Source organism: Rhodococcus sp. 077-4 (assembly GCF_047782425.1).
Classification (GTDB): domain Bacteria; phylum Actinomycetota; class Actinomycetes; order Mycobacteriales; family Mycobacteriaceae; genus Rhodococcoides.
Map to the genome: position 1 here is coordinate 120,953 of NZ_JAJPWC010000004.1, position 18,035 is coordinate 138,987.

At 64.7% G+C, this 18,035-nt stretch carries 16 protein-coding genes; 4 read left to right on the top strand and 12 right to left on the bottom strand.

The features are described 5' to 3' along the window. Window positions 1–14 precede the first annotated feature (14 nt). Window positions 15–1,292 carry a glutamate-5-semialdehyde dehydrogenase gene (locus ACNEOT_RS21000; RefSeq protein ID WP_415976559.1) on the bottom strand — a complete coding sequence of 426 codons (1,278 nt, stop codon included), beginning with the start codon at window positions 1,290–1,292 and terminating at the stop codon, window positions 15–17. Between the two features lie 115 nt (window positions 1,293–1,407). Here ACNEOT_RS21000 and ACNEOT_RS21005 point away from each other — a divergent pair, with 115 nt between their 5' ends. After that, window positions 1,408–2,526: an NADH:flavin oxidoreductase/NADH oxidase gene (locus ACNEOT_RS21005; RefSeq protein WP_415976560.1), complete on the top strand. Its 1,119-nt coding sequence runs from the start codon at window positions 1,408–1,410 to the stop codon at window positions 2,524–2,526. A 4-nt stretch (window positions 2,527–2,530) separates the two neighbouring features. On the opposite strand, the gene ACNEOT_RS21010 is transcribed toward ACNEOT_RS21005, so the two are convergent. The 9 genes from ACNEOT_RS21010 to ACNEOT_RS21050 form a co-directional block, all read right to left on the bottom strand. Continuing rightward, entirely contained in the window at window positions 2,531–3,487 is a 957-nt protein-coding gene (locus ACNEOT_RS21010) for a D-2-hydroxyacid dehydrogenase (RefSeq protein ID WP_415976561.1), read from the bottom strand. Beyond that, window positions 3,488–4,858, bottom strand: a complete 1,371-nt coding sequence (locus tag ACNEOT_RS21015) for an MFS transporter (RefSeq protein WP_415976721.1) — start codon at window positions 4,856–4,858, stop codon at window positions 3,488–3,490. A 175-nt stretch (window positions 4,859–5,033) separates the two neighbouring features. Then, window positions 5,034–6,230: a M20 family metallopeptidase gene (locus ACNEOT_RS21020; protein WP_415976562.1), complete on the bottom strand. Its 1,197-nt coding sequence runs from the start codon at window positions 6,228–6,230 to the stop codon at window positions 5,034–5,036. Continuing rightward, window positions 6,227–7,429 (bottom strand): PLP-dependent aminotransferase family protein, encoded by a 1,203-nt coding sequence (locus tag ACNEOT_RS21025; protein WP_415976722.1) that lies wholly within the window; start codon window positions 7,427–7,429, stop codon window positions 6,227–6,229. Before ACNEOT_RS21025 ends, ACNEOT_RS21020 begins: the two co-directional genes overlap by 4 nt. Window positions 7,430–7,584: 155 nt before the next feature. Further along, window positions 7,585–8,763, bottom strand: a complete 1,179-nt coding sequence (locus ACNEOT_RS21030) for a M24 family metallopeptidase (protein ID WP_415976723.1) — start codon at window positions 8,761–8,763, stop codon at window positions 7,585–7,587. Window positions 8,764–8,986: 223 nt separating this feature from the next. Continuing rightward, a complete protein-coding gene (locus tag ACNEOT_RS21035) occupies window positions 8,987–9,700 on the bottom strand; it encodes a GntR family transcriptional regulator (protein WP_415976563.1) in 714 nt (237 codons plus the stop codon). Window positions 9,701–9,715: 15 nt separating this feature from the next. Beyond that, a complete protein-coding gene (locus ACNEOT_RS21040; protein ID WP_415976564.1) occupies window positions 9,716–11,191 on the bottom strand; it encodes an NAD-dependent succinate-semialdehyde dehydrogenase in 1,476 nt (491 codons plus the stop codon). Then, window positions 11,188–14,100 carry an FAD-binding and (Fe-S)-binding domain-containing protein gene (locus tag ACNEOT_RS21045; protein ID WP_415976565.1) on the bottom strand — a complete coding sequence of 971 codons (2,913 nt, stop codon included), beginning with the start codon at window positions 14,098–14,100 and terminating at the stop codon, window positions 11,188–11,190. The genes ACNEOT_RS21040 and ACNEOT_RS21045 overlap by 4 nt, the downstream gene beginning before the upstream one ends. Next, the gene (locus ACNEOT_RS21050) at window positions 14,097–15,362 is read right to left on the bottom strand and encodes an aspartate aminotransferase family protein (RefSeq protein WP_415976566.1); all 1,266 of its coding nucleotides are present in this window, start codon (window positions 15,360–15,362) and stop codon (window positions 14,097–14,099) included. The genes ACNEOT_RS21045 and ACNEOT_RS21050 overlap by 4 nt, the downstream gene beginning before the upstream one ends. 138 nt (window positions 15,363–15,500) lie before the next feature. Between ACNEOT_RS21050 and ACNEOT_RS21055 the strand changes: the two genes are divergently transcribed. Genes ACNEOT_RS21055 through ACNEOT_RS21065 form a run of 3 tightly spaced genes read left to right on the top strand, consistent with a single transcriptional unit; the run spans window position 15,501 to window position 17,191 of the window. Continuing rightward, window positions 15,501–16,328 (top strand): ribokinase, encoded by an 828-nt coding sequence (locus ACNEOT_RS21055; protein ID WP_415976724.1) that lies wholly within the window; start codon window positions 15,501–15,503, stop codon window positions 16,326–16,328. Beyond that, window positions 16,325–16,777, top strand: a complete 453-nt coding sequence (locus tag ACNEOT_RS21060; RefSeq protein ID WP_415976567.1) for a helix-turn-helix transcriptional regulator — start codon at window positions 16,325–16,327, stop codon at window positions 16,775–16,777. The genes ACNEOT_RS21055 and ACNEOT_RS21060 overlap by 4 nt, the downstream gene beginning before the upstream one ends. 9 nt (window positions 16,778–16,786) lie before the next feature. Next, on the top strand, window positions 16,787–17,191 hold the full coding sequence (locus tag ACNEOT_RS21065) for a VOC family protein (protein WP_415976568.1): 405 nt from the start codon (window positions 16,787–16,789) through the stop codon (window positions 17,189–17,191). Window positions 17,192–17,208: 17 nt separating this feature from the next. On the opposite strand, the gene crcB is transcribed toward ACNEOT_RS21065, so the two are convergent. After that, window positions 17,209–17,583 carry a fluoride efflux transporter CrcB gene (crcB, locus tag ACNEOT_RS21070; protein WP_415976569.1) on the bottom strand — a complete coding sequence of 125 codons (375 nt, stop codon included), beginning with the start codon at window positions 17,581–17,583 and terminating at the stop codon, window positions 17,209–17,211. After that, a complete protein-coding gene (locus ACNEOT_RS21075; RefSeq protein ID WP_415976570.1) occupies window positions 17,580–18,005 on the bottom strand; it encodes a fluoride efflux transporter FluC in 426 nt (141 codons plus the stop codon). Before ACNEOT_RS21075 ends, crcB begins: the two co-directional genes overlap by 4 nt. Between the last annotated feature and the right edge of the window lie 30 nt (window positions 18,006–18,035).

Genomic DNA, 18,035 nt, shown 5'->3' on the forward strand with positions numbered 1-18,035 from the left:
ACTGCGAGGGGTGGTCAGTCTCGGACGTGCCCGTCGCCCCACACCGTCCATTTGGTGGAGGTCAATTCGGGCAGTCCCATGGGCCCACGGGCATGCAACTTCTGAGTCGAGATGCCGATCTCGGCTCCGAAGCCGAACTGCTCACCGTCGGTGAACGCGGTGGAGGCATTGACCATCACCGCGGCCGCGTCGACCCGCTGGGTGAACTCTCGTGCGGCACCGAGATCGGTTGCGACGATGGCCTCCGTGTGGCCGGAGCCGTACCGATCTATGTGCTCGATCGCCTCGTCGATACCGCCGACGACCTTCAGCGCGATATCGAGCGAGAGGTACTCCTGCGACCAGTCCTCGTCGTGCGCAGGCACGAGGCCGGCCAGGTCTCCGTGCACCGTGACGCTGTGCATCTGGAACGCCTGCAGCAACCTCGGCACCATGGTCTCGGCGATTGCCGCGTCGACCAACACGGTTTCGGCGGCGTTGCACACGCTGACCCTGCGGGTCTTGGCGTTGAGCACGATCTTCTCGGCCGTCTCGTGATCGGCGGACGCGTGCACGTAGACGTGGCAGTTTCCGACGCCGGTCTCGATGGTCGGGACGGTGGCATCGCGCACCACAGCAGCGATCAACCCCGCTCCACCACGCGGAATCACCACGTCCACCAGACCGCGCGCCTGAATGAGGTGCGTGACCGTGGCGCGGTCCGCGCTCCCGAGCAACTGCACTGAGCTCTCGGGCAGACCGTGATCGCGCAAGGCTCCCTGGAGGGCATCGACCAGCGCGGCGTTGGACTGGGCGGCCGACGAAGACCCGCGCAACAACACCGCGTTGCCGGACTTGAAGGCAAGCCCGAACGCGTCGACGGTGACGTTGGGCCGAGCCTCGTAGACCATGCCCACCACTCCGAGTGGAACTCGCAGCTGCCTGATCTCGAGCCCGTTGGGAAGCGTCGAGCCGCGGACGATCTCGCCGATCGGGTCGGGAAGCCCGGCCACCTGTCGCAGTCCCGCCGCGATGCCGTCGATGCGCGACCCGGTGAGCCGCAACCGGTCGATCAGACCCTCGTCGGTTCCGGCGGCTCGAGCGATCTCGATGTCGGACGCGTTCGCCGCGAGCACCGAATCCGCCGCAGCGACGACGGCGTCGGCCGCCGCGTGCAGCAACGAATCCTTCTGCGCGGTCGTCAGCAGTGCGAGCGCGCGCGAGGCGGTCCGCGCACGGCGCGCTGCAGCGTGCACGTTCTCGCGCTCGTCGGCAGTCGTGGTCGCCGATTCGGCCGAGACGGAAGCAGTCATGAACTACACAGTAATAGGGGCCGGGAATGAAGCTGCATCGCCGCGTCGTTGCAGCACAACGTCGAGATGATCGACTTCACCATCGTCGATTCACAAATGACCGGAGGAACCACCTGTGAGTGCACTGTTCGAGCCTTTGACCCTGCGCGACGTCACCTTCCCGAACCGGGTGTGGATGGCACCGATGTGCCAGTACTCGGCCGACGAGTCCGGTGAACACGTCGGCGTCGCGGGAGACTGGCATCGCACGCACCTGGTGAGCCGTGCGATCGGCGGTGCCGGTCTGATCATCACCGAGGCCACCGCCGTCAGCCCCGAGGGCCGCATCAGCCCGTCGGACCTCGGGATCTGGAACGACACCCAGGCCGACGCACTGGCGAAGATCGTCGCCGAGATCTCCTCCTTCGGTACCGTCCCGGGCATTCAGCTGGCACACGCCGGCCGCAAGGCGTCGACGGCTGCACCCTGGTCGGGTGGCAAGTCCTTGCCTTCCGAGGATTCTCGAAGCTGGGAGACCGTGGGCCCGAGCGCGATTGCATTCGGCGACTACGCCACTCCGCGGGAAGCAACAGCGGAGGACATCGCGAAAATCGTCGACGACTTCCGCACGGCCGCCCAGCGCGCCCTGAAAGCGGGATTTCGGGTGGCCGAGATACACGGCGCGCACGGATACCTCCTGCACCAGTTCCTGTCGCCTGCCAGTAACACTCGTACCGACTCGTACGGCGGCGATTTCGCAGCGCGCACACGTCTACTGATCGAGGTCGTCGACGCAGTGCGCGAGGTGTGGCCGGCCGAGCTTCCGGTGTTCGTTCGCCTGTCCGCCACGGACTGGCTGGACGAGCCCGAGAACAGTGAGGGCGCAGCACAATTGGAGGCCCCGAGTTGGACGTCGGATCAAACCGTCGCGCTGTCGCAGATCCTCACCGAGCACGGGGTGGATCTGGTCGACACCTCCACCGGAGGCAACGCCAGGGCCAACATCCCGGTCGGCCCTGGCTACCAGGTTCCGTTCGCACGACGCATCCAGAACGAGACCACGATGCCCGCCGCCGCAGTCGGCATGATCACCGAACCCAAGCAGGCGGAGGACATCGTCTCGCTCGGTGAGGCGACGGCCGTGCTGCTGGCGCGCGAACTACTGCGTGACCCGTACTGGCCACGGCGCGCTGCCCGCGAACTCGGCGTCGAGATGCTTCCGGCCGTGGCACCGCAGTACGAGAGGGCCTACTGAGGCTTCACACCACGAACCCGAGCTTCTTGTCCACGACGTTGAGCAACGGTTCGCCCCGTAAGTAGCGGAAAGCGTTGTCCACGAACAACTGTGCGAGCCGCTGCTTCCACCCGGAGGCATCGCCGCTCATGTGTGGAGTCACGATAACGTTCTCGGCCGTCCACAACGGATGGTCGGCCGAGAGCGGCTCGGTCTCGAACACGTCCAGCGCAGCACCCCCGATGTGACCGGACTCGAGATGCTCGAGCAACGCGTCGGTGTCGAGCAACTCACCACGGCCCACATTCACCACTCGCGACCCGGGCTTCATCGCCGCGAGTACCGAACCGTCGACCATTCCGCGCGTCTGCTCGGTCAGTGGCGCAACCAGAATCAGATAGTCGGCATCCGCTGCGGCGGTGGACAATCGGTCGCTTGCATATACCGTGCCGAAGTCACGGTCGCCTTCTCGCGCCGTCCGACCCACGCCCGAGACCGACATTCCCACCGCCGTCAGTAACTGCGCGATGGCACGGCCGATCGCGCCGGTGCCCACGATCATCGCGTGCGCATTGTCGATACGTTCGGTCTCGCGATGCTGCCAGAGCCTCGAATGTTGCAGTGCGCGTGAGCGTTCCGAGTCCTTGGCGAACGCGAGAATCTGCGCCAGCACGAACTCGGCGATGGGTCGATCGAAAATTCCTCGCGAATTGGTCACGATCACATCGGACTCGACCAGCTCGTCGAACATCAACGAGTCGACGCCCGCGGCGGCGATGTGGATCCACTTCAGCGATGCACAGTGCGGCCATGCCGATCGAACTGCCGGAGAGAAGAAATCCCACAGCAGCAGCGCATCGGCACCGTCGACCGCATCGGCGAGGGTGTCGGCAGTGGCGTACCGGATGTCGGCGACCTCCGCGACGGAGTCGAGTCCGTCGGGGAGGTCGCCGGCGTGCAGAACGACGAGAACCGGTGCCACTTACTTCTTCTTGTAGCCGACGAGTTCCACGCCGGAGGCCGCGACCTCGTCGTCGTTGTCGCCGGGGCACTGAGTTCCGCGTAGTGAGCGGCCCGCGGTTTCGGGCATCAACAGAATCGGCACGAAGGCAATGGCAGCCGCGATCATCATGTACCAGCCCGGAATCAGGTTCGAGCCCGTGCGGTCGATCAGGAATGTGAGGATCAGCGGAGCCGTGCCACCGAAGAGCGAGGTCGACACGTTGTACCCGATGGCGAAGGCTCCGTAACGAACCTGAGTGGGGAACAGTGCGGGCAGCGTCGACGACACGCACGAACACATGATGACCAGCAGCACTCCGAGGCCGAGCAGACCGATGGTTTGACCGACGAGCCCGGTGTTGATGATCAGCAGGAACAACGGCACGCTGAACACGAAGTACCCGACGCAGGCCGCCAGCAGCAACGGCTTTCGGCCAACACGGTCGGAGAGAGCACCGATGGGGTTGATGATCGCCATCATGATGATCATGATCACCACGAGGGTGAAGTTGGACTGAGTCGTGCTGTGCCCCAGGGTGTCACTGAGGTACGACGGCAGGAACGTCAACACCGTGTAGTAGGCGATGTTGAGCAGCAGCACGAACCCCATCAGAATCAGGATTCGCTGCCAGTACGTCATGGTGGTCTTGAGCGAAGCGATGGCTCCGCCCGAACCTTCCTCGACCGTTTCACCGTCGTTCTTCGCCTCGGCGAACACCGGCGAATCTTCGAGCCGGGTCCGCAGCCACAGGGCGACGATGCCCAACGGCAGCGTCACGAGGAACGGTATGCGCCAACCCCACGCCTCCATGGTCTCGTCGCCGAGGCCGACGTTGAGCAGGGTACACAGGGTTGCGCCGCCCACCGTGCCGGCGAGAGTACCGAATTCGAGGAACGATCCGAAGAACCCGCGACGCTTGTCGGGCGCATATTCGGCCATGAACACCGCAGCACCGCCGTACTCACCTCCGGTGGAGAAGCCCTGCACCAATCGGCAGGCGAGCAGCAGCAGGGGCGCGGCAATGCCGATGGTGTCGAAGGTCGGGAGCACGCCGATCAGGGCAGTTGCCACCGACATCATCGACACGGTCAGAACGAGTACTTTCTGGCGGCCGATGCGATCGCCGAGTGGGCCGAGCACGATTCCGCCGATGGGCCGAATGATGAACGACGCAGCCAGCACCGCGAATGTGGACAGCAGGCTCGCTCCCCCGTCCTCGGACGGGAAGAAGTTGGCGGCGATGTACACGGCCAGGTAGCCGTACACCGCGTAGTCGAACCACTCCACCGCGTTACCCAGCGCGGATCCGCCGATGGCGCGGTGCAGAACTTTGGTCTCGTTCGGGCTCAGGGTATCTGTACTCGGTGGATATCCGGTCGGCGACGATGCCGACCCCGATTTTTCGTTCACGGTCGAAATACCTCTCGCTTTTTGTGAAGAACATGGAGCGTCGGTGTGGTACTTCGCAGCGGACCACTCTACGACCGAGCGGAACGTGCGTTTCGGCCAACCCCCTTCTCGAAAGCTAAAGACCAGGTGGCGCAGCGATTCTGGTGGCTATCAATGCGTACGCCCTTGCGCTGTCGAACAATTGCTGCACGGCAACGGATTCGTCGGGCCGATGCGCCTGTTTTTCGATCTCCCCGGGACCGAGCACGACGGTGCGGATACCCATCTGCTGTGCCACGAAACCACCATCGCACGATGCCGTCCAGATGTCAGTCGAACCAGCAGATCCGATGTCGCGGACCGATTGCCTTGCAGTGGTGACCAACTCATCGTCGACACTGGTCAGGAACCCCGGCATTTCCATCGCCACGTCGATGCGGACGTCGATTGCGGCATCGAGGACGTCGGCAGCCTCGATCTTCGCACGCAGTCGCTCGATGACGGTGGTGGCGTCCTCACCGGGCAGAAGGCGTCGATCGACCGTGAGTACGCACCGATCGGCAACCATCGAGGTGCCGGTCCCTCCGGATATGGTTCCCACGTTCCACGTGGCCGGGCCCAGGTCGGGGTCAGGATTGTCGTCCAAGTCGGTCTGCGAGTTCTCGATGATCTCGATGATGCGTGCCGCTGCCGAAATTGCGTTGACTCCGTTGCGCGGCTGTCCCGCATGAGCGGAGCGGCCCCGTACGTCGATCTCCAGATTGGCTGCGCCGCGGCATCCGAAGATGGTCACCAGATCCGTCGGCTCGGCCACGACGCAATGGCTGAAGCTCCGTTGCGCCGGTTCGGCCACGAACGCTCGGATGCCCAGACCGGTGTCCTCCTCGTCGACCAGACACGCCAACGTCATCGGGTACTCGTCCGCAAGACCGGCCCGGTGCACCGCGGTCATTGCGGCCACGACGGCGGCGAGGCCGCCCTTCATGTCGCAGGCCCCTCTGCCGATGATGCGGCCGTCCCGAACCACGGGCGAGAACGGATCGGCAGTCCAGCCGGTCCCCGCGGGAACCACGTCGGAGTGGCCTACGAACAGAATTCCTGACCGCTCGCCGGATCCGATGGACACGATCACGTTGGGCCGACCCGGAGCCACCTCGACGGTCCGTACGTCGAATCCCAGTGCGCGACAGTACTCAGCGAGAACCTTTGCCGTCCCTTCCTCGGTGTCGCCCGGATTCTCACCGCCTGCTTCGATCAAAGACGCAGTCAGGGAGACGATCTCGTACTCGTCGATCGAATCGAGAAGAGCCCGTTCGCTGTTGGAGACCGTCATCGGGTCGGGTCGGAAGCGAGCAAGTGCTTGGATTTCTCCACCGCCGCCGCGAGCCTTCTGATTCCTTCGTCGATACGCTCGGGCGTCGACGAGGCGAAACACAGCCGCAGCGAGTCGTGGAACTTTCCGCCCACCGACAGGGCCGGTCCCGGAATGTATGCAACCCCTTCGGCCAACGCCGTCTCGAACAGGTCCTGGGTCGAGAAGTCGACATCGTTGCCACGCAACGTCGCCCAGAGGAAGAAGCCGCCCTCCGGGTCCGTGGTGGACATGGAATCGCCGAAGTATTTGTCGATGCTGTTCTGCATAGCGACTTTTCGGGGCAAGTACACCGCGGCCAGCGACCGAAGATGATCGCCGAGCAACCCGCGCCGGATGTACTCGGCCACCATCCGCTGAGCAGGCAGATTGGTACAGGTGTCCATGGCCTGTTTGGCATTGACGATCAATTGTCGCGCCTCGGGGGCGGCGTCGACCCACCCCACTCGAAGACCGGGGGCGATCATCTTGGAGAACGTGCGCACGGAGAAGATCAGCGGGTCGTTGGGGCTGAGCGTACCGAAGCTGGGAATGGGGTCACCCGAGAAGCGGAGCAGACCGTACGGATCGTCGTCGAGTATCACCGAGCCCCACCGGTGCGCCAGCTCGATCAGCAACTCTCGACGCTCCAGCGAGAGGGTTACCCCGGACGGGTTCTGGAAGTTGGGGATCACGTAGATCATCTTCGGCAGCCGCCCCGCACGCTCGACGAGCTCGGGCAATGCCTCGACGATGAGTCCGTTGCTGTCCATGGGGGCCTCGAGAATGTCGCCTCCGTAGCTGAGCACGGTGGCCGTTCCGTTGGTGTACGTGGGACTTTCGACGATCACCAGGTCGCCGGGATCGACGAACAGCTTGCACGCGATGTCGAGGCCCTGCATTCCGCCGGAGGTGATGACCACCCGATCCTCGGTCGTGGGCTCCCCCACCGACTCCAGATAGGCGAGCAACGCGTCGAGCAAGCCGGGATCGCCCTCGGTGGCACCGTAGTCGAACGCGTCCGCAGTGAGCACGGTGCCGGCGATCTCGGTGAACGCTGCGGCCGGAACCGTCTCGGCTGCAGGCGATCCCATCGCGAAGCGAACGATGTCGTGTTTCTGGGCCGCGAGGAGCGATGTCGACGAATCGATCACCGATCCCACCAGCTTGTCGGTTCGCATGGCCCAGGGGATGGCAGGAGTGGAGCCTGCGGAACGACCTTGGGTGGCAGGAGTGGAGCCTGCGGAACGACCTTGGGTGGCAGGAGTGGAGCCTGCGGAACGACCTTGGGTGGCAGGAGTGAAGCCTGCGGAACGACCTTCTGTGGTGGTCATGCTCACTCCTTCGTCAGTAGTTCTCGGGGGTATGCGGTGAAGGTCTCGAGGCCGCTCTCGGTGACGCGAACGGCCTCGGACACCTCGTATCCGTAGTCGTCCATCCACATTCCGCCGATGATGTGGAACGTCATGTTCTCGGCGAGAACGGTGTCGTCGTCGGTGCGCAGACTCACGGTGCGCTCACCCCAGTCGGGTGCGTAGGCGATGCCGATCGAGTAGCCGATGCGCGACGGTTTGTGCAGTCCGTGCTTGGCCAGGCTCGTGTTCCACACCTGTGCCAGGTCGGTGGCGGTGACGCCGGCCCGCACGGTTGCGAGTACGTCGTTCAACGCTTCTCCGGTGGACTTGGCGAGGTAATCCAAACGCGGACTGGGCTTTCCGAGCACGATCGTGCGTGCCATCGGGATGTGGTAGCGCCGAAACACCCCGGCAAGTTCGACGACGGTGGTCTCGCCCCGCACGAAGGGCTGGTGAGACCACGTCAGATGCGGAGTGTCCGCTCCGGCCCCGGTGGGCAGCATCGGCACGATGGCGGGATGATCGCCGCCGAAGTCTGCAGTACCGCGCACCTGCGCGTTCATGATGGCCGCCGCCGCGTCGCACTGCCGTTCTCCGACCGAGATGGACTGGTAGGCAGCGGACATGGCCGATTCACAGACTTGTGCCGCACCCCGCATCAGTGCGATCTCCGCGGGCGACTTGACCACCCGTACCCAGTTGATCAGCTCGTAGGAATCGGTGAAGCGATATTCTGGCAGCGACTTCACCAGCGCTTCGAACGCCTTGGGACTGAAGTAGTAGGAGTCCATCTCCAGGCCCACTTGTCCGTGCTCGAAGTTGTTGACGAGTCCCAGTTCACGCAGCTTCGCGGCGACCCAGACGAACGGGTGAGTGTCCTTGCGCTGCACGAATGTTTCGGGGTAGCCGAAGGTCCGATCCTGCGGCAGCCACGACGTGCGAAACGCACCGTTGGCATCCATCTCGCGGGCGAAGAAGTACATCTCGCCTTCGAGCGGCACGTACAGCATCTGTGGCGTGTAGAACGAGAGCGCGTTGTAGCCGAGCAGGTAGTAGAGGTTCGCGGGATCGGTGACGATGAGCGCCGTGAGATTCTGCTCCGCCATCCGCTCGCGGACGGCCGCGAGCCGGTCCTCGTATTCCTCGTCGGTGAACGTGATCGGCGTGCTGTTCGGGACGTCGGGGTACCGGGCCAGGCCGGGAGCGGCCCGTCCTGCGGTCGCGTCGGGTCCGAGTGCGGTGACGTAGGCGGCGTCGAGTGAGTCGTTCACGGGCACCCCCTCCAAAGAAGTTGATTTAGTAGATTGTTGACAATCAGGCTATGCGCCGCAGCGGGAGGTCCGCAAGACTTCGGATGTAAAGGCTGTGTTGCAACGGGAAGATCTATCCCGGAGTCGCCAATGCCGAGTGCTCGGCGTGTTCTTCCACCATCGCCCGGGTGAGGTCGTGGATGGCGGTGTCCATGTGTTCGTGGACGCCCTTTTCCAGTGCGTCCCAGTCCGAACCGAGCAGGAGGTCGACGATCAGCTGGTGCTCTTCCACCAGCGCTTCGGGGCGGTAGTAGGCGGTTTCCAGGTTGGCCATGCAGATCCGGGCCTCCGCAGCGAGCGTGGCATACATCCGCGACATCCGGCTGTTGCGCGTCGCCGCGACGAGTGCAGTGTGAAACGCGAGGTCCCGTTCGGCAAGACCGCGCCAATCCGCCCGATCGATGAACGGCTGCATCTGCATCACGATGGCCGAGAGCTCATCGGCGGCCGACACCAAGTTCGCACGATCGCCGTGCACCAGCGTCCATGCGGCGCCCACCTCGATCGCGGCCCGGGATTCGTAGATCTCGGTGACGTCGTCACTGCTGAGCTCGACGACGAACACGCCACGATTGCGGTAGCTGACGAGCAAACCCTCCTGATTGAGGCGCTGGAGTGCCTCCCGTACCGGTCCCCGCGAAATCTCCAGTTCGGCGGCGACGTTGGCCTCGTTGATCTGTTCCCCGGGTGCGTAGGACCCGTCGATGATGCGGTCGCGAATCTGGTCGGCGATGACCATCGACGTGTTGCGTGCGTCGATGGGCGTGAGTCGTCTCGAACTGGCCATGATCGAAAGCCTCTCTCAGCCTCGGGGAATTGCGAAGTATTTGTACTCCAGGAACTCGTCGATTCCCACTTTTCCGCCCTCGCGGCCGAGCCCTGATTGCTTGACGCCGCCGAACGGGGCCGCAGGGTTGGAGACCAGCCCCGTGTTGAGACCGACCATGCCCACCTCGAGCCGCTCCCCCATCCGCAGAGCCCGGTCGATGTCCTGCGTGAAGACATATCCGACGAGGCCCCATTCGGTGTCGTTGGCGAGGGCGATCACCTCGTCCTCGGTGTCGAACGGGACGATCGCGGCCACCGGGCCGAAGATTTCCTGCGACATCAGATCCGAAGTCGAGTCGACATCCGTCAGGACGGTCGGCGGGTAGAAATAGCCGGGTCCATCAGGTGCCACTCCCCCGACGATCGCACGCGCACCACGTCCGAGTGCGTCGTCGACGAGAGTCTGTACCTTCGATCGGCCCGCGTCGTCGATCAGCGGCCCGACCTCGGTACCGTGCGCATTACCGGCCCCCACCGTCAGCGCACCCATGCGTTCGGCAAGCTTGTCCGCGAACTGCGCTGTGACACTTCGGTGTACGAAGAATCGGTTGGCGGCGGTGCAGGCCTCGCCCATGTTGCGCATCTTGGCCACCATCGCGCCGTCCACTGCGCGACCGAGATCCGCGTCGTCCATGACGATGAAGGGCGCGTTGCCGCCGAGCTCCATCGAGGTGCGCATCACCGTCGACGCAGCTTGCTCGAGCAGGATCTTGCCCACCGCAGTCGATCCGGTGAAGCTGATCTTGCGGGCTGCGCCACTGCTCATCCACGAACCCACGACACCCGACGCGTCGGTGGTGGTCACCACGTTGACCACTCCCCTCGGAACTCCTGCGTCGTGCAGAATTTCGGCCAGAGCCAGCGCGGTCAGCGGTGTCTGTTCGGCCGGCTTGAACACGACGGTGCAGCCTGCCGCCAATGCGGGGCCGATCTTGCGAGTTCCCATGGCCAGCGGGAAGTTCCACGGTGTGACGAGAATGCACGGTCCCACCGGTGCTCGCGTCACCACGATGCGGTTCTTGCCGTCTCCGGTGAGGGTGTGATCGCCCGAGATGCGTACCGCCTCTTCCGAGAACCAGCGGAAGAACTCGGCACCGTAGGCCACCTCACCGCGGGCATCGGCCAATGGCTTGCCCATTTCGGCCGTGATGATCGCGGCGAGCTCTTCCGACCGCGCCATGATCGATTCGTATGCGGTACGGAGGATTTCGCTGCGTGCACGAGGCGGCGTCGCGGCCCACTCGGCGGCGGCACCGACCGCTGCCGCCATGGCGTTCTCGGCATCGGCGATGCCTCCGTCGGCGACCCGTGCGATGACCTCGCCGCTGGCGGGATCGATCACGTCGAATCGGGCATCGGACGTTGCCGGGGTCCACGTGCCTGCGATGAACAGGTCGGTGGGAGCTGTGATGGTCGGACGAGTGAGGCTGGTGGTCGAACTGGCGCTCATGGCCGCGGTCCTTTCGTCGAACGTGGATCGAGTATCTGCGCCAGGTGCACGGACGCATCGCTCGTCAGGTCACCGGTGAGTTGACGCACCTGCATGTGGCAGGAGAATCCGTCGGTCAGAATCGGGGTGTCGGGCTCGGCGGCACGTACCGCCGGTGCCAAAGCCTGCTCGGCGACCTTCATACTGAGCTCGTAGTGACGAGACTCGAAGCCGAAATTGCCTGCCACGCCGCAACATCCGGTGGCCTCGCGCACCGATTCGATGCCGACGGAGGCCAGGGCGGTGCGTTGCGTGGCGTTGCCGAACACGGCGTACTCGTGGCAGTGAGTCTGCACTGTCACCGATTCCGGAACCGGTGCCGACGGCACCCACCCGGCGGAGGCCTGATCGATCACCGCTCCCGCGAAGCTCTGCACCCGTGCCGCGACCCTTCTCGCGGCGGCCGTGGGAACCAGCTCGGGCATATCCTTGCGGAACGCCGCAGCACAGCTGGGTTCGGTCACGACGATCGGCCGGTCGGTCCCATCATCGAGTGCGGCAACGGTTTTCGTCAGGTGCTTGCGCGCAGTCTTCAGCTGGCCCGTAGAAATCCAGGTCAGTGCGCAGCAGACGTCGGTTCTGCATTCGGTGCTGCGTCCGGAATCCTCGAGCACCCGCTGCGCTGCGCCTGCGACCTCGGGTCGGAAGCCCTGGGTGAACGTGTCGACGATCAGCACCACATCCGCGTCGCGGCCTCCGCCGATGCGAAGTTCTCGCCCCAGTTCCTTCGCCGATGCGAATCGCGGTAACGGACGCTCGGTGGTCAGCCCGCCGAGTCGCGCCGCCAAGGCCGCGATGCGCGGGGTCAGCAAACGGTTGAGCAACGGTGCCGTTCGCTGCGTCACCTTCAGCCAGAGGGGCAGCCACCCCAGCGAATAGTGCGAGAGCGGGCGCAGTCGCCGCGCGTAGTGATGATCGAGGAACTCCGACTTGTACGTCGCCATGTCCACCCCCACCGGGCAGTCGGACGAGCAGGCCTTGCACGACAGACACAGGTCGAGCGATTCGGCCACGTCCTTCGAGGCCCACCCGTCCGCGACCGTCGGAGAACTGCGCACCATCTCCTGCAATACCCGGGCGCGGCCCCGCGTCGAATCCTTCTCGTCGCCCGTCGCGCGGAAGCTGGGACACATGACGCCTCCAGAAGTCGTGCGACACTTACCGACGCCGACACACGACTGAGTTGCGTGCACGAACGGATCCAGATCGGCACGCGTTCCGATCTGATGGAGATCGAAGGTCGTCTTCCACTCGCGCTGCGGAATACCCTGCAGCATGAGGTTGTCCATCATCGGTTCCGGATCGGTGATCGACCCCGGATTGAGAATTCCGCGGGGGTCCCAGATTTGCTTGAAGCGCGCGAACGCGTCGAGCATGCGGGGCGAGTACATCACCGGCAGCAGTTCCGAGCGAGCCCTGCCGTCACCGTGCTCACCCGACAGACTGCCGCCGTGCTCGACGACCACCCGCGCGGCGGCGCGCAGGAAGTCGTACATCACCCGTCGCCCGGCCTCGGTGCGTTGATCGAACGTGATGCGCACGTGCATGCATCCTGCACCGAAGTGCCCGTACATCACCCCGGTCAGACCATGTTCTGTCAGAAGCACATTCAAGTCGGCCAGATAGGCGGACAGGTTCTCGGGTGCGACGGCCGCGTCCTCCCAGCCTCCCCAGGACTCGACTCCGCTCGCCAGGCGGGTGGCCAGACCTGCACCGTCCTCACGTACTCGCCACAGCGCCGTTCGATCGGCCGGGTCGGTGACGATACGGCCCTCCTTCACGCGACCGAGACGCCCGAGCGCCTCGAGCAAGCGAGCGGCCTTGTCCTCCACCTCGGCGGTGTCGGCTCCGTCGAGGTCGACGTACAGCCAGGCGTTTCCCGCAGGCAAACCGCGCACGGAGTCCGGTCCACGACGAAACTCCATCGTCTGCGCGATGTTGTCGTCGATACCCTCCACCGCGGCGGGCGAGAACTCGAGAATGGCCATCACGTCGGCTGCCGCAGCCACCACGTCCTCGTATCCGAGGCAGAGCAACAGCGCAGCCGGAGGAACCGGCACGACAGTGACGGTGACCGAGACGATCACCGCGCACGTGCCCTCGCTACCGACAAGTGCACGGGCGACGTCGAACCCGTTCTCGGGCAGCAGGTGCGACAGGTGAAATCCCGAGACCTGGCGCGGAATACGACCCAGCTCGACTCTGAAGAGAGCCAGGTTGTCGGCCGCCAATGCGTGCAGCTCTCGCGAAATACGTTCGGCCGCATCGACTGCCGCCGCATCCTCGGAATGCACTGCCGCCACCCCGCTACGAGTGACCCGGAGTAGGTGACCCTCGGCGGTCACCACATCCATCGCCACCGTGTGGTCCGCTGTTCGACCGTAGCGAACCGAGTGGTTACCGCACGCATCGTTGCCGACTGCCCCGCCGACGGTCGCGCGTGTCTTGCTGGACGGGTCGGGGGCGAACGTGAACGCCCCTGCCGTGCGCGCCACCAGCTCACGCTGTAACTCGGAGATCACGATTCCCGGTTCCACCACGGCGGTTCGGGAGTCGGTGTCGACCGAGATCACGCGGTTCATGTGACGAGAGAAGTCGAGGACGACTCCGCGGCCGATTGCGTTGCCTGCCATGGATGTTCCGCCGCCGCGCCCGATGATCGGAACTCCCGCGCCCGCGCACACCGTCACCACGGCAGCGACTTCCTCGGCACTGCGTGGGAAAACGACGGCCGCAGGCGGGATTCGGTAGTTCGAGGCGTCGTAGGAGTACTCGGCGAGACGCCGGGAGGAGTCGTCGATCTCGATCCCCAATTCCCGCACTCGCTGCACGAGTACGGGAGCCGGTGACCGAACGGGAGCAGAGGTCACAGCACGTTCTTCAGCGTGCGCGACAGAGCCTCGAGGCCCAGCCGCATTTCGTCGTCGCTGACGATCAATGCCGGGATGATCCGAACGACGTTGCCGAGCGCGCCACAGGTGAGGAGCAACAGCCCCTCGTCGATCGCGGCCTGCTGCACGCGCAGAGCGGCACCAGCGTCGGGATTACCTGCGCTGTCGACGAATTCGAGTGCCTGCATCAAGCCGAGCCCCCGAGCGTCGCCGATGGCAGGGTGCTCCGCCTTCAGCGCGAGCAGGCCGTCGAGCAGAACCTGCCCCTGCGCGGCAGCGTTGGCGACCAGACCCTCCTCACGCACGACGTCGAGTGTCGCGACACCCGCAGCAGCGGCAACTGCATTGCCGCCGTACGTTCCGCCCTGCGATCCGGGCCACGCCTTGCCCATCAACTCGGTCGATGCCGCGATCGCCGAGATGGGGAACCCGCTGGCCAAGCCCTTTGCGGTGATGACGATGTCGGGCGTGATCGAGGAATGCTGGTGCCCCCAGAACTTTCCGGTGCGTCCGACACCTGCCTGCACCTCGTCGACAATGAGAACGATTCCGTGGGTGTCCGCGCGTTCGCGGAGTCCCTCGAGAAATTCCGGGGGCGTGGGCAGATAGCCACCGTCGCCTAGTACGGGTTCGATGATGAACGCTGCGGTGTCGGCGGGACTGGACATCGTCATCAACAGGTAGTCGAGCTCCTTGAGCGCGAACGCGACTGCGGTGTCCATGTCCCAGCCGTACCGGAAGGCGTACGGGAACGGCGCGATGTGCACACCACCCATGATCGGCGAAAATCCTGAGCGAAACTTGGTTCCCGCCGTGGTCAACGACGCCGCCGCGACCGTGCGCCCGTGGAAACCGCCGTGGAAGGCGATGATATTCGGCCGTCCGGTTGCCATGCGCGCCAACCGAATCGACGCCTCGACGGCCTCGGAGCCGGAATTGGCGTAGAACACGCTGTCGAGCCCGGCAGGCAGTACCTCGCCGAGCTTGTCGGTCAAGGCCAGCAGTGGTTGGTGCATGACGGTCGTGTACTGCGCGTGGATGATCTTGCCCACCTGCTCGCGAGCGGCCTCGACCACGCGAGGATGGCAGTGCCCGGTACTCGTGACTCCGATACCGGTGGTGAAGTCGAGGTACTTGCGACCGTCCGTACCGATGATCCAGCTGCCCTTTCCGTGATCGACGACGATCGGGGTCGCCTGCTTGAGTGCCGGGCTGAGATGGGTGCGAGTCGACGCTGTCATAGCAGCCATCGTCACCCAACCAAAACGGATTGTCAACAATCTGCAATTAGCAGACCGGAGCCACCGTTCACCGCGTGGCGATACAGTTCGTTCGTGTCCGCCTCGAACCCCCACATCGTCGTGCTCGGCAGCGTCAACATGGACCTGATCACTCGAACCCCGTCCTTGCCCGAACCCGGCGAAACGGTGCTGGGAACGTCGTTTCACACCACCCCGGGTGGCAAAGGTGCCAACCAGGCCGTCGCTGCCGCCAAGGCGGGTGCGCGGGTGACATTCATCGGAGCCGTCGGAGACGACGAATTCGGTGGAACACTCCGACTCACGCTCACCGGTGCAGGCGTGAACGACCGCGCCCTGCGCACGTCAGCAGGCTCGAGTGGCATAGCGGCCATCACCGTCGACGACCACGCGGAGAACAGCATCGTCGTCGTCCCCGGTGCCAACTCCGGCGTCCGCGAACTCACCGACGACGACCGTGCCGTCATAGCCGATGCCGATATTCTTCTGTGCCAGTTGGAAATCCCACTCGATACGGTGATCGCGGCATTCGAATACGCCCGCGCTCGCGACGTCGTCACCATGCTCAATCCGTCACCGGTACAAGAGTTGCCCGACATCCTGATCGAGAACACCGACGTCCTGGTGGTCAACGAAGCGGAGGAAGCGCGCATCGGACTCGGAGCCGGCCGCGTCGAGCACGTGATCACCACACTGGGTGCCAAGGGCGCTGGCTACAGCGGCTCCGAGTCGTTCGAGGTCGCCGCGCCGCGCGTCGACGCCGTCGACACCACCGGAGCCGGCGACGCATTTGCCGGAGCCCTGGCCGCATGCTGGTTCGACGGACCGCGCCGCGCTGTCGAGTGGGCCTGTGTTGCAGGTTCTTTCGCCGCCACCCGGCCGGGCGCAAGCGCATCCTCGGGTACACGCGACGAGATAGAGGCACTCCGAGACGCGGCTGGGAGATGAAAACACCTGACCTCGAGGAGCTCCGACTTCTCCGCCGCGCACGCGACCGTATGGATCGCGAATTCTCCGAGCCGCTCGACGTCCCGACCCTGGCCCGAACTGCTTTGATGTCCACCGCGCACTTCAGTCGTCGTTTCCGCGAGGCGTACGGCGAAACACCGTACGCCCACTTGATGACTCGACGGATCGAGCGCGCAAAAGCCTTGCTGCGCCGCGGAGATGTCAGTGTCACCGAGGCGTGCTTCGCCGTGGGGTGTACCAGCCTCGGATCGTTCAGTTCTCGGTTCACCGAGATCGTCGGTGAAACACCCAGTGCGTACCGGGCCCGCGATCACCGCGCCGGCCAGGCAGTACCGAGCTGCACCGCCATGGTCATGGGTCGGCCTGTGCGCAGCACTGTCGCAGAACCGAGCAGAATCGGAGAAGCATCGGCAGCCGGAGCGTCCTAGCCTTTCTCCATGACACTTTCACTGAGCCACGTTCACGTCTACACCGACGATCCCGATGCCTCGCTCGCCTTCTACCGGGACGCCCTGGGACTCGAGGTGAAGAGCGAGGTCGCCAACGACGGCTACCGCTGGATCACCCTGTCTCCCAACGATCAACCCGAGATCGAGATCGTGCTGTCCCAGCCGCACGCGGGACGTTCGAAAGAACTCGGCGATCAGATCGCAGCATTGCTCGCCAAGGGCGAACTACCGGGCCTGCTGTTCCGTGCCGATGACCTCGACGCGGCCTTCGAGAAGATCCGGGCGGCAGGGACTGCCGAGATCCTGCAGGAACCGACCAGTCAGCCGTGGGGCGCACGCGACGCGGCTTTCCGTGATCCGGCCGGCAACATGGTGCGCGTCAGTCAGGCATGAGCAGAGCGCTCGCGTCGTCATATCGAGGACGCGAGCGCCAGTCCTGCGCCGCATGCGAGCACGGACGCAAGCAAGGTGACTGTCGCGTTGACGACAGCGTCTTGCCGACGCCCCTGCTGAAGCAGCCGCACAGTCTCCACACTCGCGGTGCTGAACGTGGTGTAGCCGCCCAAGAATCCGGTGCCGATGACGGCTTGGACGTCGGTCGATCCGGCCCGAAACATCACCCATCCGGCGATCACACCCAGCAGAAACGATCCGGAGACGTTGATGCCGACCGTCGCCCACGGGAATTTCGTCCGCGCCGCGAGACGGGCCTTCACTTCTGCATCGACGAAGAACCGGACGACTGCGCCCAACCCGCCGGCCGAGGCCACCCATAGCGCGATCATCGAATCACCCTGCCGCCGAGCACAATTCCAGCCCAGGCGGCGATTATTCCGACAACCACGCTGACCACTGCGTAGGCGATCGCCAGTCCGGTGAACCCGCCTCGGAACCCCTCGACGGTCTCGAAGGCGAATGTGCTGTAGGTGGTGAACGCGCCGCAGAATCCGGTACCTCCCAGCAACCGCAGCCTGCGCCGAACTCCTGTATCGGGCCCACCGCGAAGCAGCGACTCGAGCAGAAGGCCGAGCACGAATGCGCCGAGAATGTTGATTCCGAAAGTTGCTGTGGGCCACTGCGACGCCGAATGCGGCAGCTGCGCCTCGATCGCGTAGCGAGCTGCCGTGCCTGCCACACCACCGACGAACACCGTTGCCAGTGCCGTGAATTGCCGGTGTGGTGCCGGGTCGTTGTTCGGGCTGCTCATCGGCGGCTCCGTTCTCTGTCGTACCGATGC